This window comes from Silvania hatchlandensis (genome assembly GCF_025564065.1).
GTDB lineage: Bacteria > Pseudomonadota > Gammaproteobacteria > Enterobacterales > Enterobacteriaceae > Enterobacter > Enterobacter hatchlandensis.
The window spans coordinates 126080-147909 of the sequence record NZ_JAMGZK010000055.1 but is presented as its reverse complement, the minus strand read 5'-3'; the positions used below and the strand labels follow the sequence as shown (position 1 = coordinate 147909).

Here is a 21830-nt window from a genome sequence, read left to right as displayed (position 1 = left end):
CTCTGTATCAGGCATACGCCGCAGCCAGACTCACCTTTCCAAGACGGAGGGCATCCAGCGCGATCATTTTTTCTTCGTTAGTAGGGATCACCGCGCAGACGGCGCGGGAGGCGGCGGCGGTGATCACCCGCTCGCCTTCACTGTTTGGCAGGGCATTGCGGGCAGGATCCAGTTCGATACCGAATACCCGGAGACGATCCGTGACCAGCTGGCGGATCAGCACCGAGTTCTCGCCAATGCCGCCGGTAAAGACAATGCTGTCCAGTCGGTGCAGGGAAGCCGCGTGCCCGGCGATGTGTCGGGCGATACGCTGCACGAACGTCTCGATGGCGAGGCGCGCGCGCTCGTGTCCATCGTGCCAGGCTTTTTCCAGCGTGCGCAGGTCGGACGACAGGCCGGAGAGCCCAAGTAAGCCGGACTCTTTGTTAACCACGCGGGCCAAATCCTCAAGCGATTGCCCGGTTTGCTGGGCAATCCACGCCATCGCGCCAAAATCGACATCGCCGCAGCGGGTGCCCATCACCAGCCCTTCCAGCGGGGTCATGCCCATCGAGGTATCCACACTCTGACCGTTTCGCACGGCACAAATCGACGCCCCGTTGCCGAGGTGAGCAATCACCAGCCCGCTGTCATCCTGCGGCAGATCCAGCAGTGCATACGCCTGCTGGGCAACATAGCGGTGTGAGGTACCGTGGAAACCGTAGCGGCGCACGCCCAGCTCTTCAAAATAGCGGTACGGGAGGCCATACAGATAGGCCTGTGGCGGCAGCGTCTGATGGAAGCTGGTGTCAAACACCGCCACCTGCTGTACGCCAGGGAAAAGATGCTGCGCCGCTTCCACGCCACTGAGATTGGCGTAGTTGTGGAGCGGCGCCAGGGGAGACACCTGACGAATCTGGTCAATTACCGCCTCAGTGATCAGGGTGGACTCACTGAAAAGGCTGCCACCGTGGGCAATGCGGTGGCCGATTAAGGCCACGCTGCTCATCAAGTCGCGCTTTTCCAGCTCGAGGGCGATGGCTGCCAGCGCCCCTTCGTAGTCCTTGCGAGCCAGGGTTACTGGCTCGCCCCCATTCACGGATATAAAGGCGTTTTCTGTATTCACGCCGTCCGCCAGGCCCGTTACCAGCGCGTCGCAGCTTGCCGCATCGAGCACTGAGAACTTAACAGAGGACGATCCACAGTTAATGACCAATACAACCGGAAATTCATTCATCTCTTTACTCCGCTCATCCTGAGCTCAAATCAGAACAGTTTGTAGACGATGTTCAGAATGGTCAGCAGACCAATCACGGTAACGAAGATGTTCTCGGTTCTGCCTCTGAACTTCGCCAGGGCAGGAACTTTACGGATGGCAAACATCGGCAGCAGGCACAGCAGGGAAGCAATAATCGGTGCGCCCATGGCTTCGATAAGGTCGAGAATGTTCGGGTTGGCATAAGCCACCACCCAGGTAGAGCCCATGATGAAGACCATGCTGATGGTGTTCAGTTTACCGACGGAGACTTTCTTCTTGTCACCCTTGTAGCCGAATTTCAGTACCAGACCGTTCAGCCCTTCCAGCGTGCCCAGATAGTGGCCAAAGAAGGATTTGAAAATAGCGACCAGCGCGATAATGGAGGCACCGTATTCCAGCACGGTGGCAAAGGTCGATTTCGAACCTGACATGGAAGCAAAGTGGTTTGCCAGGTAAGAGAGCACCGGAATGTTCTGTGCTTTGGCTTCCGCCATGTTCTGCGGAGAGAGCGTAAACAGGCAGCTAAAGGCGAAGAACATCACCACGGCGACCATCAGCATGCTGGCGCGGCCGATGATTTTGGAACATTTCTGCTCGGTGTACTCTTTACCAAACTCCCCTTCGTACTCTTCACGTTTCGACACCACAAACGAGGAGACGATAGGTGAGAAGTTGAAAGAGAAGACCATGATCGAAATCCCCAGCCAGACGGTAACCAGAATGCCATCGTGCCCGGTAAAGGAGATATCGCTCAGGCTCGCCTGGTCGATCACGGCAGAGTTCCAGTAAGGGATCAGCGACAGAGAGATCAGCACCAGGCTGGCAATGAACGGGAACACCAGCCAGCTCATCACTTTCACCATCAGGTCTTTACCAAACCAGATGACGAATGCCATCAGCAGCAGCAGGAACAGAGCCACGAAGCCACGGTTCAGGGCCGGCATCTGGAGCTGGTTTTCCCAGAAGGTCATAAAGGTGTTGGTAATGGTGACACCGTAAATCCACAGCAGCGGGCAAATTGCAAAGAAGTAGAGGAAGGTGATCACCACCCCGCCGGTTTTGCCGAAGTGCTCCTCAACCGTCTCGGTGATGTTACCGGACGGATTGCTGCCCGAGAGGCACAAACGCGCCAGCGCACGGTGGCAGTAGAAGGCAATCGGGAAGGCCAGCACCAGCATCAGTAAAATAGGGATCAGGCCGCCAAACCCGGCGCGGATAGGGAAGAATAAAACCCCGGCCCCAATCGCCGTACCAAATAATCCGAGTGTCCAGGTGGTATCGGATTTTCGCCAGGACGACGTTTTTGTCTGGCCAACGATAATGCTTTCAGTATTGCTCATAGGAAATCCTTTTATGCGTCAACTAAGCCAGTAATGTGCGAAACGCGGGAGAGATCGATATTGCCGCCGGAAATAATGCTTACGGTTTTCCGGCCCTGAATATAGTGGTCCAGTTTGCCACTTAATAGCGCCGCCGTAGCCAGCGCGCCTGCGCCTTCGGTAACCACTTTATTTCGCTGAATCAGGGCCACCATGCTGTTGCGAATATCGTCTTCGCTGACCAGAACGATGTCATCCACTAATTCGCGCACGATTTCGAACGTTATTTTACCCGGACGGGAGACATCGCAACCGTCGGCTAATGTCCCGGTGGTGCGGTGGTTCATAATTTCCCCGGCATAATACGAGGCCGCCATGCCGTGCACATTTTCAGCCTGAACGCCGATAATATTGATGGTTGGGTTAATGGATTTAATCGCCGTGGCAATACCGGCTATTAATCCGCCGCCGCCAATGGGGACAATCACGTTATCCACGTCGTACAGGTCTTCCAGGATTTCCAGACCAATCGTTCCCTGACCGGCGATGACGAATGCATCGTCGTACGGTGGGATAAAGATCCGGCCTTCCATTTCAACGATTTCACTGACTTTGGCGATGGTGTCGTTGAAGTTATCGCCGTGGAGCACCACCTCTGCCGAGTAGTCACGCGTGGCGGCGACTTTGGATTTAGGTGCGCCCATCGGCATGACCACTTTACCGTCGATGCCCAACATCGCGCAGGAGAGCGATACACCCTGCGCATGGTTACCCGCAGAACAGGCCACCACGCCTTTGCGTCTTTCCGCTTCGGTCAGCGAGCTTAACTTATTAAACGCACCGCGAATTTTAAAGGAGCCGGTACGCTGCATATTTTCAAATTTGAGGTATATTTCACCTTTGCAACGTTCGCTTAAATAATTAGATCGCGGCATACCGGTTTTATAAATTTTTCCAGCCAGTCGTTTGCGGGCAGCCTGAATATCTTCAATCGTTACCGGAAGGTCATAAGTAATGTGCATATAATCCTCTTTATAATCATTAATGTTCTGTAGACAAAATCCAGCCATCGACGAACCATTGATATTCGCCTGAGGTGTATATCTTTATCGTTGGATTACTTATTCTGCTATTTCGGGTTGTTTTCGCCTTTCGCTATTCTGAGCAGAATATTGCTTCGCAAGTTCGACTAATACCGAAGCGGATTTTTTAATACGGTAATTTTTGGACCATACCGCCGCATAGCGCGCAACAGGTAATTTCTCTTCGACCGGCAGTACAACAAATTGATCCGAACCGAATGGCGCAATCATGTCGCGCGGGATCACCGTGAGATAATCGGCGTTAAGCACCAGGTTATAGATAGTGACAACGGAGTCGGTCTGGACGATGTTTTCAATTCTGATGTGGTTGTTCTGAAGGGTGGTTAGCAGTTCTTTGTAGTAGCCCATATCGGTTTGCGGCATCACCCACTGCTCATGGGTGAGCGATGCCAGGGTAGTCGGGCCGGTGCATGTTCGTGAACGGCTAGCCACCAGCACAAACTCAGATTCAAACAGGGGCTCAACGTGCAGATCCTGCAGCAGCATTTCATCGCTCAGGGTGCCAATAGCAAAATCCAGTCTGCCGTCGCGGATCGCAGGCAGGAAGGAGGAGAGCTGCGCTTCGAACATTGATACGCGCGCTTTCGGGAACACTTCCTTGAACGTCTTGATCATGCTGGAGAGAAAGGTAAAGCCAATCAGCGACGGGTAGCCGAACGACACATCGATAACGGTGCTAAAGCTCAGCGTGTTCATCTCGCTGACCATGTTCTTCATTTCACGGGTGATGGATTCGGAGTACGCGAGTAAGGTCTGCCCGGCACTGGTCAGCTTCACGCCGGTGTTCTTACGCACGATCAGCTCAACGCCGAAGTAGGATTCGATATCATTAATGATTTTGCTGACCGCCGGCTGCGTCAGACCCAGCTGTCTGGCAGCAGACCCGATAGATCCACTTTTAATGACTTCCTGAAATACGACCAGATGCTGCGTCTTCGGTAGAATAATAGTGTTCATCATATTCTGCGCTTATTTCCTTATCCCGATGCAGAATTCTAACCATTATTGATAACGAGGGTATGTGCTGTTACTCACAAATTACTTTTCCTTTTATAGAGCCCCACTAAAAAACCTAAATTAAGCTTTAAAAAACAACATCTTAAAATTAACACACCGCTATTTTGCCTGATATTGATCAACAAAAACCGCCGAGATAAATTTATTTTATGGCGATAACCTCGGAGGCCTAATGACAATTTACTCGCGCAGTAAAGGTGATATTTCAGGCAATTAAAGAGTAATAAATAGTCGTTAATCTAAGTAAAAAAAGATGTAAATTATCAAATAAGTTAATCATTAAACGGTTGAGCGGGAATAAAGCGTGGCGCGCATCACATCATTCATGAGGCAAATGCATTGAACATCAATATATAGTTAATGAATGACAAAAGTCATCACGAACACGCAACAAAGACAACATCAACTTAACACTGGAAAATGGCGATTTTATAGCGCGTAATTTTGTGATGCAGACCACTCACATTTAGTACAGGGTGAAGTTTTAACTAAAAACAGTGAAATGTGCTTATTGTCGCAAATATGAGAATTGGTTCATCTCTCAGGGGGATGCCAGAAAGCAAAAAACCCGCCGAAGCGGGTTTCTCTTGAAGAGGTGAAGCTGACCGATAAGCCGGGTTCTGTCGTTGGACAGTCATTCATCTAGGCCAGCAATCGCTCACTGGCTCAAGCAGCCTACCCGGGTTCAGTACGGGCCGTACCTTGTGAACCCCTATTTGGCCTTGCTCCGGGTGGAGTTTACCGTGCCACGGACTGTTACCAGCCGCGCGGTGCGCTCTTACCGCACCCTTTCACCCTTACCTGATCCCACTTGCGTGGGCCATCGGCGGTTTGCTCTCTGTTGCACTGGTCGTGGGTTTCCCCCCCAGGCGTTACCTGGCACCCTGCCCTATGGAGCCCGGACTTTCCTCCCCTCCGCCCGTCTCCCCCGAAAGGGACGACGACGAAGCGGCGACTGTCTGGTCAGCTTCGGCGCGCAGTATAGAGGGTTTAGCCGCTGCTGTCACCCTTCCGTGCGCATCCCTACCTGCAGGGTGGCGGCAATATTGCGCGAGGCGCGATAAATATTGTCAAACGCGCCGCGGAACGCCTCTTCCAGGGTGCTGATACGGGTCAGGACGCTGAACACCGCGTCGATGCCATACTGGTGCACGATACCCACATCGTTGGTCAGACTGCCTGCGATACCAATCACCGGCTTATGGTACTTTTTGGCGACACTCGCCACGCCCACCGGGACTTTGCCATGAATGCTTTGACTGTCCAGCCGCCCTTCACCGGTCACTACCCAGGTGCAGTCATGAATATGTTCTTCGAGGTTGAGTGCCTGGGTGACAATTTCGATGCCGCTTTTCAGCTCTGCACCGAGGAAAGCCATCAGCGCCGCGCCCATACCGCCTGCCGCGCCCGCACCGGGGACGTTTTTGACGTCGATGTGCAGTGAGGCGTTAATCACGTCGGCAAAATGCCCGAGGTTGTTGTCGAGTTCGACGATGATCGCTTCGGTGGCCCCTTTCTGCGGGCCGAAGATCCGGGATGCACCCTGCTCGCCGACCAGCGGATTGCTCACGTCGCAGGCCACGCGAATTGCGCAGGATTTGAGGCGCGGATCGAGCGCCGAAATATCAATGTTGTTCAGTGCCATCAGGCTGCCGCCGCCGTGGCCGATCTCAGTGCCATTAGCGTCGGTCAGTTTTGCGCCGAGGGCTTGCACCATCCCGGCACCGCCGTCGTTGGTGGCGCTGCCGCCAATCCCAATAATGATATTGCGCGCACCTTTATCCAGCGCCGCAAGGATCAGCTCCCCGGTACCGCGGGAAGTCGTGATAAGGGGGTCGCGCTGCGCCGGTGGAACCAGCACCAGTCCGCTCGCCGCGGCCATCTCAATGAAGGCCGTCACGCCATCGCCGGAAATCCCCCAGCAGGCATCGACCTTTTCGCCCAGCGGCCCGGTCACGACTGCGTGCTGTACCGTGCCGTGAGTGGCAGCAATCATCGCTTCAACCGTTCCTTCTCCGCCATCTGCAACGGGAACAGAAACATACTCTGCATCGGGAAAGATTTCCCGAAAGCCTTTTTCTATCGCCTGCGCTACCTCGGTGGCAGACAGGCTTTCTTTATAAGAGTCAGGGGCGATTACGATTTTCATAGTTATAGCCTGTTACCGCTTGAGGCAAAAATAGCGGGCGCGTTACCGCGCCCGTTTTTGTTAGCGAGAGACTTCGACTTTCGCCAGTTTTTCGTAATAGCACGCGATAGCGCTGTGGTCGTCGTTGCCATGACCGTCAGCACGCAGTGCCTGCATCATTTCCATTACAGCGGCGGTCAGCGGCAGCTGCGCGCCGACGCCGTGGGAGGTGTCCAGGGCGTTCGCCAGATCCTTGATGTGCAAATCAATACGGAATCCTGGCTTGAAGTTACGATCCATGACCATTGGCGCTTTGGCATCCAGCACGGTGCTACCGGCCAGACCACCACGAATGGCCTGGTACACCAGATCCGGGTTGACGCCCGCTTTAGTGGCCAGGGTCAGCGCTTCGGACATTGCGGCAATGTTCAGCGCCACAATCACCTGGTTTGCCAGCTTGGTGACGTTACCCGCACCAATATCCCCGGTGTGCACCACGGAACCGGCCATCGCTTTCAGCAGGTCGTAATACTGGTCAAAAATCGCCTTGTCGCCGCCCACCATCACGGACAGGGTGCCGTCGATAGCTTTCGGTTCACCACCGCTGACCGGCGCATCCAGCATCTGCACGCCTTTTACTTTCAGCGCATCGCTGATTTCGCGGCTCGCCAGGGGAGCGATGGAGCTCATGTCGATCAGTACGGTACCCGGTTTTGCACCGTCGATGATGCCGTTCTCACCCAGCGCCACCTCTTTCACGTGCGGGGAGTTTGGCAGCATGGTGATGATCACATCACACTGCTCGGCAATGCCTTTTGCGGTGGTCGCGGTCTCGGCACCTGCGGCGATAAGCTCGGCCACCACCTCAGGATTGCGGTCAGAAACCACCAGTGAGTAACCTGCTTTAATGAGGTTTTTACTCATTGGTTTACCCATGATACCCAGGCCAATAAAACCAACTTTCAGTGTCATAATTGCGTCTCTCTCTTTATTCAGTGGTGGTTATTTTTTAAAGGAATCAGCTAACTTCTGGGTCGCAGAGCGGAAGACGCCGAGATCGCTGCCGACGGCAACGAAGGTCGCACCCCATTCCAGATAGCGACGGGCATCGGCCTCAACCGGAGCCAGGATGCCGCACGGTTTACCATGGGCTTTCGCGCGGGCAAAAATATGCTGAATGGCGCGCTGCACCTCCGGGTGGTTGGCATTGCCGAGTTGGCCAAAGGCCGCCGCCAGGTCGCTTGGGCCGACGAAGATGCCGTCTACGCCGTCAGTGGCGGCAATTGCATCAACGTTGTCCACGCCCTGCTGGCTTTCAATCTGGACCAGGATGGTGATGTTCTTGTTCGACTGAGCGAAGTAGTCCGGCACAGTGCCAAACATATTGGCACGATGGGAAACCGACACGCCGCGGATCCCTTCCGGTGGATAGCGGGTGGACGCCACCGCCTGCACCGCCTCTTCCACGTTTTCCACAAACGGGATCAGGAAGTTGTAGAAGCCGATATCCAGAAGGCGCTTGATGATCACCGGCTCATTGGTCGGGACGCGAACCACTGGCGCGCTGTTGCTGCCTTTCAGCGCCATCAGCTGCGGAATAAACGTGGTGACGTCGTTCGGAGCATGTTCACCGTCCAGCACCAGCCAGTCAAAACCTGCCAGCCCCAGCACTTCGGTGCTGATTGGGCTTGCCAGTGCGGACCAGCAGCCGATCTGAATCTGATTTGCCGCGAGGGCCGCTTTAAATTTGTTCGGGAAAATATCGTTACTCATCGTTTATACCTTTGCTTATTTCTGCAATTCCATACGTTTGATGTCGCCCACTACGAACAGGTAGCAGAACATCGCCATCAGCGCTGAACACCCTACGAAGACCAGCGCTGCGTTGAACGAGTGCAGTTCGCTGACCAGATAGCCAATCACCAACGGCGTGACGATTGACGCTACGTTGCCAAAGACGTTAAACACACCGCCGCACAGGCCGATAATCTCTTTTGGCGCGGTATCGGAAATCACCGGCCAGCCCAGGGCACCAAAACCTTTACCGAAGAATGCCAGCGCCATCAGGGCCACTACCAGCGCAGTGTTGTTGGTGTAGTTACACAGAATAATGGTGGATGCCAGCAACATGCCGAGCACAATCGGCAGCTTACGCGCCAGGGTAATCGACTTGCCTTTCTTGATCAGATGATCGGAGAACACGCCGCCCAGTACACCACCGGCAAAACCACACAGCGCCGGAATCGAAGCCACCAGACCGACCTTCAGAATCGACATCCCCTTTTCCTGCACCAGATAAATCGGGAACCAGGTGAGGAAGAACCAGGTGATGGTGTTGATAAAATATTGACCGAAAAACACGCCCAGCATCATGCGGTTCGACAGTAATTGTTTGATGTAATGCAGCTTAGGACCGCTTGCCGCTTTATCGCCCGGCTTTTTATGATCCATGTCGACAACCGCGCCGCCGTCCTTGATGAACTGCAGCTCCTCGGCAGTCATCCGCGGATGATCGGTTGGGTTATGGATTAACTTCACCCACAGGCCGGTCAGCACAAAGCCAATCACACCCATCACGGTAAAGACATGCTCCCAACCCCAGGCAAAGGTCAGCCAGCCGAGCAGCGGAGAGAACAGCGCCAGCGAGAAGTACTGGGCGGAGTTAAAAATCGCCGATGCGGTGCCGCGCTCTTTGGTCGGGAACCAGGCCGCCACAATACGGGCGTTGGCCGGGAACGACGGCGCTTCGGAGAAGCCCAGCATAAAGCGCATAAAGAACATGGAGATACCGGCCCACGCCAGCGGGACGAAGTCGACAAAGCCCTGCAGGAAGGTAAACAGCGACCAGAAGAACAGGCTGTAGGTATAGACCTTTTTCGACCCAAACTTATCCAGCAGCCAGCCGCCGGGGATCTGCATCAGCAGGTAGGCCCAGCCGAAGGCGGAGAAGATATACCCCATCTCCACCGCGCTTAAATGCAGTTCTTCGGCCACTGCCGTACCGGCAATAGAGAGCGTCGCGCGGTCGGCGTAATTGACCGCAGTAACAATAAAGATAATTAACAGAATCAGGTAGCGGGTAGGTGTACCCTTTTTTGCACTCACGGTAGTATCCAGCAACATTTTTATTTCCTCTGGCACATCGATGTCGTTATTTTTATTATTTTAAGAAAGAGGCATTCCTGATTATTTATCGATAGCAGGCAATATCAGGTAATTAACCAGACGCATTGAAATCGTTATTGAGTATAATCAACACCCCTACCCTCCGCACTGTTGCATTGCTCAATTTTAGAGTGGTGTAACAATAATATTTTGAGCATATGCACAAACCCCTGGGCGCTGATGCACAGATTTATGCATTACCCTGCCCTGGCGGGATCTGATGTCAAAAATGAGTGATCTTGATCACGTTTTCAATTCGCCGCGCCTGACATTCTTTATTCCACTGAGCAGAGTCTTTATTTCCGACCACAAGAAAATATACGCACTCTTTTACACATTAATTATCTACCACTTGTTGGAGAATACTGGAAAATGGCCGATATCGAAATTCGACAAGAGTCGCCAACCGCGTTTTATATTAAGGTGCATGAGACCGATAACGTGGCGATTATTGTTAATGATCATGGGTTAAAAGCCGGAACGCGTTTCCCGGACGGACTCGAACTTATCGAGCATATTCCACAAGGTCATAAAGTGGCGCTGGTCGATATTGCCCAACATGGCGAAATCGTGCGTTACGGCGAAGTGATCGGTTACGCGGTGCGCGCGATCCCGCAGGGCAGCTGGATTGACGAATCGCTGGTCTCGCTGCCGGAAGCCCCGCCGCTCAATACCCTGCCGCTGGCAACCCGCATGCCGGAAGCGCTGCCTGCGCTGGAAGGTTACACCTTTGAAGGCTACCGCAATGCGGACGGCAGCGTCGGCACCAAAAACCTGTTGGGCATCAGCACCAGCGTGCACTGCGTCGCCGGCGTAGTCGACTATGTGGTGAAGATCATCGAGCGCGATCTGCTGCCACAATACCCGAACGTCGACGGCGTCGTCGGCCTGAACCACCTTTACGGCTGTGGCGTAGCGATTAACGCCCCGGCGGCGATTGTGCCGATCCGCACCATCCACAACCTCGCCCTGAACCCAAACTTCGGCGGCGAAGTGATGGTGGTGGGCCTCGGCTGCGAGAAACTCCAGCCCGAAAAACTGCTGCAGGGCACTGAAGACGTGCAGGCGATCCCGGTAGACAGCGCCAGTATTGTGCGTCTGCAGGATGAGCAGCACGTCGGCTTCCGCTCGATGGTGGATGACATCCTCCAGGTTGCGGAACGTCATCTGGCGAAGCTGAACCAGCGCAAGCGTGAAACCTGCCCGGCGTCAGAGCTGGTAGTGGGTACCCAGTGCGGCGGCAGCGACGCCTTCTCCGGCGTGACAGCTAACCCGGCGGTGGGCTATGCCTCCGACCTGTTTGTGCGCTGCGGCGCCACGGTGATGTTCTCGGAAGTGACCGAAGTGCGCGACGCCATCCATCTGTTAACCCCGCGCACCATTAACGAAGAGGTGGGTAAACGCCTGCTTGAAGAGATGGCCTGGTACGACAACTATCTCGACATGGGCAAGACCGACCGCAGTGCTAACCCGTCTCCGGGCAATAAGAAAGGCGGCCTCGCCAACGTGGTGGAAAAAGCACTGGGCTCGATTGCCAAATCCGGCCAGAGCCCTATCGTCGAAGTGCTTTCACCGGGCCAACGGCCAACCAAACGCGGCCTGATTTATGCTGCCACCCCGGCCAGCGATTTTGTCTGCGGCACCCAGCAGGTGGCCTCTGGGATCACCGTTCAGGTGTTCACCACCGGTCGCGGCACGCCGTACGGCCTGATGGCGGTGCCGGTTATCAAAATGGCGACCCGCACTGAACTTGCCAACCGTTGGTATGATCTGATGGACATCAACGCAGGCACGATCGCCACCGGCGAAGAGAGCATCGAGGACGTGGGCTGGAAGCTGTTCCACTTCATTCTGGATGTGGCGAGCGGACGTAAGAAAACCTTCTCGGATCAATGGGGACTTCACAACCAGCTGGCGGTATTTAACCCGGCACCTGTGACCTGATAATGCTGTAAACCTCCTTTAGCATGGCTTCGGCCATGCTTTTTTTTTGCCTTTCATTCTTTCGCAACCTTCCTTTCACTTTCGATTCTTTCGTTTTTACGATACCAATCACAAAAAAGCATTCCGAAACACTATATCTTCTTTCGAAGTAAATAAACGAAAGGTTTCGGAGGAAGGATGTACATCATTTCGACCAAAGCGATGCTGACGAAGGCCCGATACGGCGGTTATGCCGTTCCGGCGTTCAATATTCACAACCTTGAAACACTGCAGGTGGTGGTGGAAACGGCAGCCGAGCTGCGTTCCCCGCTGATTGTTGCCGGCACGCCGGGTACCTTCAGCTACGCCGGTACCGGCAACATTATTGCCATCGCCGGCGATCTGGCGAAAACGTACAACCAGCCGCTGGCGATCCACCTCGATCATCATGAAGATTTCGACGATATCGCGCAGAAAGTGCAGGCGGGAATACGCTCGGCGATGATCGACGGCTCCCACCTGCCGTTTGCCGACAACGTCGCGCTGGTGAAACGGGTCGCAGACTACTGCCATCGCTATGACGTTAGCGTCGAAGCGGAGCTAGGGCGTCTCGGCGGTCAGGAAGATGACCTGGTGGTCGACAGCAAAGATGCGCTGTATACCCATCCGCAACAGGCCCGGGAATTCGTCACGCTCACCGGCATCGACTCCCTTGCCGTCGCCATCGGCACCGCCCATGGTCTCTATACCGCCACGCCAAAACTCGATTTTGAGCGCCTGGCGGAAATCCGCAGTCAGGTTGATGTCCCACTGGTACTGCACGGCGCGTCGGGCCTGTCGACGGCCGACATTCGCCGCGCAATCGGTCTGGGTATTTGCAAAGTTAATGTCGCCACGGAGCTGAAAATCGCTTTCTCTGACGCGCTGAAAACCTACCTTGCCGTCCATCCTGATGCCAGCGATCCACGCCACTACATGATCCCCGCCAAAGCCGCCATGAAAGAGGTGGTACGCAAAGTCATTAATGACTGCGGCTGTGAAGGCAAACTGTAAACCACGCTAACCGGAGGAAACGGTGAAAAATATTATTGCCCGTCACAAGGCGGGAGAACATCTCGGGATTTGTTCGGTCTGTTCAGCGCATCCACTGGTGATTGAAGCCGCCCTGCGCTTCGACCTGCCGACCGACAATCAAGTGCTGATTGAAGCGACGTCCAATCAGGTCAATCAATTTGGCGGCTATACCGGCATGAAGCCTGCCGACTTCCGCGATTTCGTGCTGACCATTGCCGCCAGAGTGGGTTTTCCCACGGAACGACTGATCCTCGGCGGCGATCATCTGGGGCCTAACTGCTGGCAGAACGAACCCGCAGAGGCGGCAATGGAGAAAGCCGTTGCGCTGATCGAGGCTTACGTAGCGGCAGGCTTTAGCAAGATCCATCTTGATGCGTCGATGTCCTGCGCCGACGATCCGGTGCCGCTGGATCCCGTCGTGGTGGCCCAGCGGGCAGCGCGCTTATGTCAGGCCGCGGAAGAGACCGCCACTGATGCGCAAAAAGCGGCGCTGACCTATGTGATTGGCACCGAAGTACCGGTCCCGGGCGGGGAAGCCGGCAGCATCGACAGCGTGCACGTCACCCGGGTGGAGGATGCCGTCCGCACACTGGAAACCCACCAGCAGGCATTTCACGCTCTGGGGCTGGATGCGGCGATGGAGCGCGTTATCGGCATCGTCGTGCAGCCCGGCGTGGAGTTCGACCATACGCAGATTATCCACTATCAGCCGCACGCTGCCGAAGCGCTGTCGGGCTGGATCCGCCAGACCCCGATGGTCTACGAAGCACACTCCACCGACTACCAGTCACGCCAGGCATACCGGGCGCTGGTGCGCGATCACTTTGCAATCCTGAAGGTTGGCCCGGCCCTCACCTTCGCCCTGCGCGAAGCGATTTTTGCCCTCGCGCAGATGGAAGAGGCCCTCATCGCCCCGGAGAACCGCAGCCGGGTGCTGGAGGTGATCGATGAAGTCATGCTGAACGAACCGGATTACTGGAAAAAATACTATCGCCCGACCTGGAGTCAGGCGATGGTGGATATTCACTTTAGCCTGTCGGACCGCATTCGCTATTACTGGCCGCACCCGCGCATTCGCCAGAGCGTGGACAAACTGATCGCCAACCTCGGCAACCTGACCCTGCCGCTGGGGCTTGTCAGCCAGTACCTGCCGGTGCAGTTTGAACGCTTAACCGCCCAGACGCTCTCGGCCACGCCGCAGGATCTTATCCTCGATAAAATCCAGGACGTGCTGCGCGCCTACCGCTACGGCTGCGCCCCTGACGCTGCCTGAAAACCGGAGAACCCATGAGCAAACTGTTTGTCCGTACCGGCATTGCCTTCGCCACCTGCCAGCAGGCGCTGGCCCATATTGGCGAAGAGATGCTGGCGAAAGGGGTGGTTCATGCCACGTACCCTACCGCGCTGCTGGAAAGGGAAGCGTTCTTCCCCACCGGTATTGCCCTGGAGCAGCATGCGGTTGCCATTCCGCACTGCGAGGCCATCCACGCGAAAGAACCGGCCATTTACCTGATTCGTCCGGACCACCCGGTGAATTTTCAACAGGCAGACGATGATGCGGAGATCGCCGTGTCACTCATCATCGCGCTGATCGTTGAAAACCCTGCGGCGCAGCTCACCCTGCTGCGTCGGTTATTTAGTGAGCTACAGAACCCAGCCACGCTTACGGCGCTGCTTGCCGCGCCTGACCACCAGCTGGCGGCACTGTTTCAGGAATCTATCCTGACCGCTGAACCCTGCAAACAGGCCTCATAAACACACCAATAATAAGAAGGAGTACCCTATGAAACGTAAAGTGATTGTTGCCTGTGGCGGTGCCGTTGCGACCTCGACCATGGCCGCAGAAGAGATCAAAGAGCTGTGCGATGCCCACCATATCACCCTCGATCTGGTGCAGTGTCGGGTCAATGAGATCGAAACCTACATGGACGGGGCGGATCTGATCTGCACCACCGCGAAGGTTGACCGCACCTTTGGCGATATTCCGGTGGTACACGGGATGCCGTTTATCTCCGGCGTCGGCATTGAAGCCCTGCAGCAAAAAATCCTGACCATCCTCAAGGGGTAAGGCCATGTTTAACGAAATCATGCGTTATATCCTCGATTTGGGGCCGACGGTGATGCTGCCTTTAGTGATCATCATCTTCTCGAAGCTGCTGGGGATGAAGCTCGGCGACTGCTTTAAATCGGGGCTACATATCGGGATCGGTTTTGTCGGGATTGGGCTGGTGATCGGCCTGATGCTCGACTCCATCGGACCCGCCGCCAAAGCGATGGCGGAACAGTTCCAGATTAACCTGCACGTGGTGGACGTGGGCTGGCCAGGATCGTCGCCGATGACCTGGGCCTCGCAGATTGCGCTGGTCGCCATTCCCATTGCCATCGGGGTGAATATCCTGATGCTGGTGACCCGCATGACGCGAGTGGTGAACGTCGATATCTGGAATATCTGGCACATGACCTTTACCGGCGCGATGCTGCATCTGGCGACCGGCTCGTACTGGCTGGGGATCCTCGGCGTGGTGGTGCACGCGGCGTTTGTCTACAAGCTGGGCGACTGGTTTGCCAAAGACACGCGAGACTTTTTCGGCCTCGACGGCATTGCCATCCCTCACGGTTCCTCCGCTTACCTCGGGCCGATCGCGGTGCTGGTCGATACGATCATCGAAAAAATCCCTGGGCTTAACCGCATCCATTTTAATGCCGACGACGTGCAGAAACGCTTCGGACCCTTTGGCGAGCCGGTCACCGTCGGGTTTGTGATGGGGCTGGCGATCGGTCTGCTGGCCGGTTACGACGCGAAAGGCGTGCTGCAGCTGGCAGTGAAAACGGCAGCGGTGATGCTGCTGATGCCAAGAGTGATTAAACCGATCATGGACGGTCTGAACCCGATCGCTAAACATGCCCGCAAGCGCCTGCAGGCAAAATTTGGCGGCCAGGAGTTCCTCATCGGTCTCGATCCGGCGCTGCTGCTGGGCCACACCGCGGTGGTCTCCGCCAGCCTGATCTTTATCCCGCTCACCATCCTGATTGCGGTGCTGGTGCCGGGCAACCAGGTCCTGCCGTTTGGCGACCTGGCCACCATCGGCTTCTTCGTGGCAATGGCTGTGGCAGTGCATCAGGGCAACCTGTTCCGCACGCTGATCTCCGGCGTCATCATTATGAGCATCACCCTGTGGATCGCCACCCAGACCATCGGCCTGCACACGCAGCTGGCGCAAAACGCCGGCGCGCTGAAAGCGGGTGGCCTGGTGGCCTCGATGGATCAGGGGGGCTCGCCGGTCACCTGGCTGCTGATCCAGCTCTTCACCTGGCAAAACGTGGTCGGCTTTATCGTCATCGCCGTCATCTATCTCACGGGCGTACTGCTCACCTGGCGTCGGGCCCGCAGCTTTGTCGCGGCAGAAAAACAGGCCACCCGCCAGCAAAGCCAGACCGTATCTTGATACCCGGGGAGCGACGCTCCCCTCTTTTTTCTGGAGTGAATCATGAAATCAGTGGTAATTCACGCTGAGGGCAGCGTGCGCGTTGAAGAACGTCCTGTGCCTCAGATTCAGGACGCAGATGATGTGCTGGTGCGCATTGTCTGCTCCGGACTGTGCGGATCTGACATCCCGCGTATTTTCGCCAAAGGGGCCCACTATTACCCCATCACCCTCGGACACGAATTTAGCGGCTACGTTGAAGCAACCGGCTCTCAGGTTGACGATCTAACCCCGGGAGACGCGGTCGCCTGCGTACCGCTGCTGCCCTGTTTTTCCTGCCCGCAGTGTGAAAAAGGCTACTTCTCGCTGTGTAAGCAGTATCAGTTTGTCGGCTCACGCAGCGAGGGGGGCAACGCGGAGTTTATCGTGGTGAAGCGCGCCAACCTGTACCGCCTGCCTGCCGATATGCCCATTGAGGACGGTGCTTTTATCGAACCGATCACCGTCGGTCTGCACGCGTTCCATCTGGCGCAGGGCTGTGAGGGTAAAAACGTGGTGATTGTCGGTGCGGGCACCATTGGCCTGCTGGCGATGCAGTGCGCGCAGGCCCTGGGCGCGCGCAGCGTGACGGCTATCGACATTAACGAGGACAAGCTGGCCCTCGCCTCCTCGCTTGGCGCGACCCAGGTGTTCAACAGCAAAACGCTGAGTGCCGCTGAGATCCACGCCGGGCTACAGGAAAATCACTTCGACCAGCTGATTCTGGAAACCGCCGGGACACCGCAAACCGTCTCGCTGGCGATTGATATCGCTGGCCCGCGCGCACAGATGGCGCTGGTGGGCACTCTGCACCATGACCTGACGTTATCGGCCGGAACGTTCGGGCAGATCCTGCGTAAAGAGCTGACCCTGCTCGGCAGCTGGATGAACTACTCCGCCCCATGGCCAGGCGTTGAGTGGGAGACGGCGGCGCGGCTGCTCACCGAGAAAAAACTGCAGCTGGCGCCGTTGATTGCCCATATCGGCGACAGCGAAAGTTTCGCTCATGCCATCCAATCCCTGAATGGATCCCCGATGCAGGGCAAAATCCTGCTGCGCCTGGGCTGAGCCCACGAGCCAGCAACCGGAGCTGGCTCACATTTACTTTCGAACGCTAGCGTTCACCTTTCGCATCCCTTCGATTAAACTGGAGTAAGTTAATTATCAGGCAAATCAAAATGAACTCATTTGAGCGAAGGAACAAAATCGTCGATCTGGTGAATGCCAACGGCAGCGTGCTGGTGCTCGACCTTTCGAATTCTTTTGGCATCTCCGAAGTCACCATCCGTGCCGACCTGCGTCTGCTGGAAGAGAAAGGACTGGTGACGCGCTTCCACGGTGGCGCGGCCCGACCTGGCAGCAACCTCGCGGAAAGCGAAAGCCAGGAAGTGATGCTGGAAGATCGCTACAGCCTCGCCAGCGACCCGAAAAAGCGCATCGCCCTCGCGGCAGTGGCAATGATTGAAGAGGGGATGACGGTGATCCTCGACAGCGGCAGCACCACCATGCTGATTGCAGAAGGGCTGGCGAAAAAAGCCAATATCACGGTGATCACCAACAGCCTGCCCGCAGCTTTTACGCTGTCCGACAACAAAGACATCACCCTGGTGGTGTGCGGCGGCACCGTGCGCCATAAGACTCACTCGATGCACGGCACCATTGCCGAGCGGTCATTGGCCGGCATCAGCGCCGATTTAATGTTTGTCGGCGCCGACGGCATCGATACCACCAACGGCATCACCACCTTTAACGAAGGCTATTCCATCAGCAGCGTGATGGCGGCGGCGGCGCATAAAGTGATTGCCGTGCTGGATGCGAGCAAGTTCAACCGCCGCGGCTTTAACCAGGTGTTGCCGATGGAGAAGATTAACTGCGTGATTACGGATGAGGGGATCGGCCAACGCGACAGAGAGTTACTGGGCAAGAGTGACGCCGACGTGATTATTGTCTGAATATGCGCTGGCAGGTTATCGCATGACCTGCCAGGCGCGCTTTTTATTCCGACATTTTTTCCGACATATCGCGCCCTGTCAGAAGGTTTAACTCAGCGTACTGAGTTATTCCCCCTGCTGCTCCAGGGCATACTTATACAGCGCGTTCTTTTTCACGCCGTGGATTTCTGCCGCCAGCGCTGCCGCTTTCTTGAGCGGCAGTTCGGCCTGCAGAAGTGCGAGGGTACGCAGCGCGTCGGCAGGGAGTGCATCCTCTGTCGCTTTATGCCCTTCGACAATCAGCACCATCTCACCCTTGCGGCGGTTGTCATCCGCTTTCACCCAGGCCAGCAGCTCGCCGACCGGCAGGCCGTGAATGGTTTCCCAGGTTTTGGTCAGTTCACGCGCCAGCACCACATAGCGCGCCTCCCCCCAGACGGCCACCATATCCTCCAGGCTCTCCAGCAGGCGGTGGGTGGATTCATAGAAAATCAGCGTGCGCGGTTCGGCTTCAAGGTCCTTGAGCACATCACGACGGCCTTTCGATTTAGCGGGCAGGAAGCCCTCGTAGCAGAAACGGTCTGACGGCAGGCCCGCGGCGCTTAACGCGGCGATGGCGGCGCACGGTCCTGGCAATGGCACCACCCGGATGCCCGCTTCGCGGCAGGTGCGCACCAGATGATAGCCAGGGTCGTTGATCAGCGGCGTCCCGGCGTCAGAGACCAGCGCGATGTTCTGCCCCTCTTTCAGCTTGGCCACCAGGGTATCGGCTTTTTGTTGCTCATTGTGATCGTGCAGGGCAAACATTCGGGCATTAATCGCGAAATGTTGCAGCAACAGGCCGGTATGGCGGGTGTCTTCAGCCGCAATAAGATCAACGTCTTGCAATACGGTCAGCGCACGGTGGGTAATATCAGACAAATTCCCGATAGGAGTAGGTACAATATAGAGCTGACCCTGAGAATTATCTGCCGTTTCGTGTTGTTTCATTGTTTCATCCGTATTGCCGATTTAATATTGAGCATTGCGTAAAAAATATCACTGGATACAGTATGGTACCCTTAACGTTTCTTCGTAAGAAAGTCACGCGCAGCCTTCCGCTGGTGCTGGCAGCCCTTATCTTTGCTGGCTGCGGTACGCAGGCGCCCGATCAGAGTGCTGCCCACATGGAGGGTACAGCGCAGGCTGATTCCGGCTTCTACCTGCACCAGATGGAGCAGAGCTCAAATGATACCCGGATCAACTGGCAATTACTCGCCATTCGTGCACTGCTGAAAGAAGGTAAAACCCAGCGGGCCGCCGAACTGTTTAACCAACTGCCGCAAACCTTAAGCGACAGCCAGCGCCGCGAGCAGTCGCTGCTGGCCGCCGAGCTGAAGGTTGCGCAGAACGATGCCGCTGGGGCGAAAAAGATCCTCGCGGATATCGACATCAGCGCGCTGGATAAAAACCAGCAGGCCCGTTTCTGGCAGGTTGGCATTGCCGCGGAACAAGGGCGTCCTTCCCTGACCTTGCTGCGTGCCCTGATCGCTCAGGAGCCGCTGCTTGCCGGGGCCGATAAACAGAAAAATATCGATGCCACCTGGCAGGCGCTCTCCGCCATGAACCCGGATCAGGCCAACGCGCTGGTGATCAACGCCGATGAAAATGTCCTGCAGGGCTGGCTGGATCTGCAGCGCGTCTGGTTCGATAACCGCAACGACCCGGATATGCTGAAAGCCGGGATCCGTGACTGGCAAACCCGCTATCCGAACAACCCAGGGGCGACCCTGCTGCCCACGCAGTTGGTGAATGTGCAGAACTTCAAGCCTGCCTCCACCAGCAAGATTGCGCTGCTGCTGCCGCTGAGCGGCCAGGCCGCCGTCTTTGGCCGCACTATCCAGCAGGGTTTTGAAGCCGCGAAAAATGGCACCTCCGCCGTTGCAGGCGACGCCATACCGGCCCAGGTGGCGCAGGCCGCCAACGCAGGCGATGTGGTTAGCCCGTCCGCAGCGGAAACCGGCGATCTGACCGGCACCCAGCCTGTCGCCGCGCCGCAAAACAGCGAGCAGGAGCCAGTGCAGGCCCCTGCCACCACCCAGGCTACCCAGCCCGCGAGCCAGTCACCCGTTGCCGCTAACCCGGCTGCCGAGCTGAAGGTGTATGACACCAGCACGCAACCGCTGAGCCAATTGCTGGCTCAGGTTCAGCAGGACGGAGCCAGTATCGTGGTTGGCCCTCTGCTGAAAGGTAACGTCGAAGAGCTGATGAAAAGTAATACCCCGCTGAACGTGCTGGCGCTGAACCAGCCCGAGCAGGTGCAGAACCGTCCAAACGTCTGCTACTTCGCCCTGTCGCCAGAAGATGAAGCCCGGGATGCCGCGCGCCACATCCACCAGCAGGGGAAACAGGCACCGCTGCTGCTGACCCCGCGCAGTGAGCTCGGTGAACGTGTCACCACCGCCTTTGCCAACGAGTGGCAACAGCTGGGCGGCGGCATTGTCCTGCAGCAAAAATTTGGCTCGCTGTCTGAGCTGAAAATGGGCGTTAACGGCGGTTCCGGCATTGCCCTGAGCGGCAGCCCCATCGCGTCCAGCCTGCCCCAGCAGCAGAGCGTAACCGTCGGTGGGCTGACGATCCCGGCCCCGCCGACCGACGCGCAAATCAGCGGAGGCAACAACGTGGACGCGGCGTATATCGTGGCCACCCCGGACGAGATCGCCTTTATCAAACCGATGATTGCCATGCGTAACGGCAGCCAGAGCGGCGCCACGCTGTATGCCAGCTCCCGCAGCGCACAGGGCACCGCCGGGCCGGACTTCCGTCTTGAAATGGAAGGCCTGCAGTACAGCGAAATCCCGATGCTTGCGGGCAGCAACCCACAGCTGATGCAGCAGGCGCTCAGTAGCGTGCGTAACGACTACTCGCTGGCACGCCTGTACGCCATGGGCGTTGACGCCTGGGCGCTGGCAAATCACTTCACCCAGATGCGCCAGGTGCCGGGCTTCCAGATTAACGGCAACACCGGCGATCTCACCGCTACTCAGGACTGCGTGATTAACAGGAAGTTATCATGGCTCAAATACCAGCAGGGACAGGTCATTCCGGCCAGTTAACCCGTAAACAGACCGGCGACGCGTGGGAGTTACAGGCGCGTCGCTGGCTTGAGCGCAAAGGACTGCGTTTTATCGCCGCGAACATTCACGGGCGCGGCGGTGAAATTGACCTCATTATGCAAGACGGCCCGACGATCGTGTTTATCGAGGTGCGCTACCGCCAGTCATCACAGTATGGCGGCGCTGCCGCCAGCGTCACCCGGGCCAAGCAGCAAAAATTATTACACACCGCTCAGTTGTGGCTTGCCCGGCATAATGGGAGCTTTGATACTGTGGATTGCCGGTTCGATGTGGTAGCCTTCACCCCAAACGCCATCGAATGGTTCAAAAACGCCTTCGGCGAAGACGCGTAAATCAGATCGTTAAGGGATACT

The 21830-nt window shown here is 56.4% G+C and carries 19 protein-coding genes and 1 other RNA gene; 10 read left to right on the top strand and 10 right to left on the bottom strand.

Features of this window, described 5'->3' with window-relative positions; genetic code table 11:
* Window positions 1-7 precede the first annotated feature (7 nt).
* The 9 genes from tdcD to M8014_RS21560 form a co-directional block, all read right to left on the bottom strand.
* On the bottom strand, window positions 8-1216 hold the full coding sequence (tdcD, locus tag M8014_RS21600; RefSeq protein WP_271284414.1) for a propionate kinase: 1209 nt from the start codon (window positions 1214-1216) through the stop codon (window positions 8-10).
* Between the two features lie 29 nt (window positions 1217-1245).
* Entirely contained in the window at window positions 1246-2577 is a 1332-nt protein-coding gene (gene tdcC, locus M8014_RS21595) for a threonine/serine transporter TdcC (protein ID WP_271284413.1), read from the bottom strand.
* 11 nt (window positions 2578-2588) lie between these two features.
* Complete coding sequence (gene tdcB, locus M8014_RS21590) at window positions 2589-3578, bottom strand: bifunctional threonine ammonia-lyase/L-serine ammonia-lyase TdcB (protein ID WP_271284412.1); 990 nt, start codon at window positions 3576-3578, stop codon at window positions 2589-2591.
* A gap of 99 nt (window positions 3579-3677) precedes the next feature.
* Window positions 3678-4616 carry a transcriptional regulator TdcA gene (gene tdcA / locus M8014_RS21585; RefSeq protein WP_271284630.1) on the bottom strand — a complete coding sequence of 313 codons (939 nt, stop codon included), beginning with the start codon at window positions 4614-4616 and terminating at the stop codon, window positions 3678-3680.
* Window positions 4617-5269: 653 nt separating this feature from the next.
* An RNA gene (rnpB, locus tag M8014_RS21580) (RNase P RNA component class A) lies at window positions 5270-5647 on the bottom strand.
* A 32-nt stretch (window positions 5648-5679) separates the two neighbouring features.
* Window positions 5680-6825, bottom strand: coding sequence for a glycerate 2-kinase (gene garK / locus M8014_RS21575; RefSeq protein WP_271284411.1), 1146 nt, complete (start codon window positions 6823-6825; stop codon window positions 5680-5682).
* A gap of 60 nt (window positions 6826-6885) precedes the next feature.
* Window positions 6886-7776, bottom strand: coding sequence for a 2-hydroxy-3-oxopropionate reductase (gene garR, locus M8014_RS21570; protein WP_271284410.1), 891 nt, complete (start codon window positions 7774-7776; stop codon window positions 6886-6888).
* A gap of 30 nt (window positions 7777-7806) precedes the next feature.
* Window positions 7807-8577 (bottom strand): 2-dehydro-3-deoxyglucarate aldolase, encoded by a 771-nt coding sequence (garL, locus tag M8014_RS21565; protein ID WP_271284409.1) that lies wholly within the window; start codon window positions 8575-8577, stop codon window positions 7807-7809.
* Between the two features lie 15 nt (window positions 8578-8592).
* Window positions 8593-9927, bottom strand: coding sequence for an MFS transporter (locus M8014_RS21560; protein ID WP_271284408.1), 1335 nt, complete (start codon window positions 9925-9927; stop codon window positions 8593-8595).
* A 414-nt stretch (window positions 9928-10341) separates the two neighbouring features.
* Here M8014_RS21560 and garD point away from each other — a divergent pair, with 414 nt between their 5' ends.
* The 8 genes from garD (at window position 10342) to M8014_RS21520 (ending at window position 18382) form a co-directional block, all read left to right on the top strand.
* A complete protein-coding gene (gene garD / locus M8014_RS21555) occupies window positions 10342-11913 on the top strand; it encodes a galactarate dehydratase (protein WP_271284407.1) in 1572 nt (523 codons plus the stop codon).
* A gap of 177 nt (window positions 11914-12090) precedes the next feature.
* A complete protein-coding gene (locus tag M8014_RS21550) occupies window positions 12091-12945 on the top strand; it encodes a tagatose bisphosphate family class II aldolase (RefSeq protein WP_271284406.1) in 855 nt (284 codons plus the stop codon).
* Between the two features lie 22 nt (window positions 12946-12967).
* Window positions 12968-14239 carry a tagatose-bisphosphate aldolase subunit GatZ gene (gene gatZ / locus M8014_RS21545; protein ID WP_271284405.1) on the top strand — a complete coding sequence of 424 codons (1272 nt, stop codon included), beginning with the start codon at window positions 12968-12970 and terminating at the stop codon, window positions 14237-14239.
* A gap of 14 nt (window positions 14240-14253) precedes the next feature.
* Window positions 14254-14721 (top strand): PTS galactitol transporter subunit IIA, encoded by a 468-nt coding sequence (gene gatA / locus M8014_RS21540; protein WP_271284404.1) that lies wholly within the window; start codon window positions 14254-14256, stop codon window positions 14719-14721.
* Between the two features lie 28 nt (window positions 14722-14749).
* On the top strand, window positions 14750-15034 hold the full coding sequence (gene gatB, locus M8014_RS21535; protein ID WP_271284403.1) for a PTS galactitol transporter subunit IIB: 285 nt from the start codon (window positions 14750-14752) through the stop codon (window positions 15032-15034).
* Window positions 15035-15038: 4 nt separating this feature from the next.
* Window positions 15039-16412, top strand: coding sequence for a PTS galactitol transporter subunit IIC (locus M8014_RS21530; protein ID WP_271284402.1), 1374 nt, complete (start codon window positions 15039-15041; stop codon window positions 16410-16412).
* Between the two features lie 42 nt (window positions 16413-16454).
* Complete coding sequence (gene gatD, locus M8014_RS21525; protein ID WP_271284401.1) at window positions 16455-17498, top strand: galactitol-1-phosphate 5-dehydrogenase; 1044 nt, start codon at window positions 16455-16457, stop codon at window positions 17496-17498.
* A gap of 110 nt (window positions 17499-17608) precedes the next feature.
* Entirely contained in the window at window positions 17609-18382 is a 774-nt protein-coding gene (locus M8014_RS21520; RefSeq protein ID WP_271284400.1) for a DeoR/GlpR family DNA-binding transcription regulator, read from the top strand.
* 105 nt (window positions 18383-18487) lie between these two features.
* Here the strand turns inward: M8014_RS21520 and rsmI are convergent, their stop codons facing one another.
* Window positions 18488-19351, bottom strand: a complete 864-nt coding sequence (gene rsmI, locus M8014_RS21515) for a 16S rRNA (cytidine(1402)-2'-O)-methyltransferase (RefSeq protein WP_271284399.1) — start codon at window positions 19349-19351, stop codon at window positions 18488-18490.
* Between the two features lie 62 nt (window positions 19352-19413).
* Here rsmI and M8014_RS21510 point away from each other — a divergent pair, with 62 nt between their 5' ends.
* Window positions 19414-21456: a penicillin-binding protein activator gene (locus tag M8014_RS21510; RefSeq protein ID WP_271284398.1), complete on the top strand. Its 2043-nt coding sequence runs from the start codon at window positions 19414-19416 to the stop codon at window positions 21454-21456.
* Entirely contained in the window at window positions 21414-21809 is a 396-nt protein-coding gene (locus tag M8014_RS21505; RefSeq protein ID WP_271284397.1) for a YraN family protein, read from the top strand. The genes M8014_RS21510 and M8014_RS21505 overlap by 43 nt, the downstream gene beginning before the upstream one ends.
* Window positions 21810-21830 lie beyond the last annotated feature (21 nt).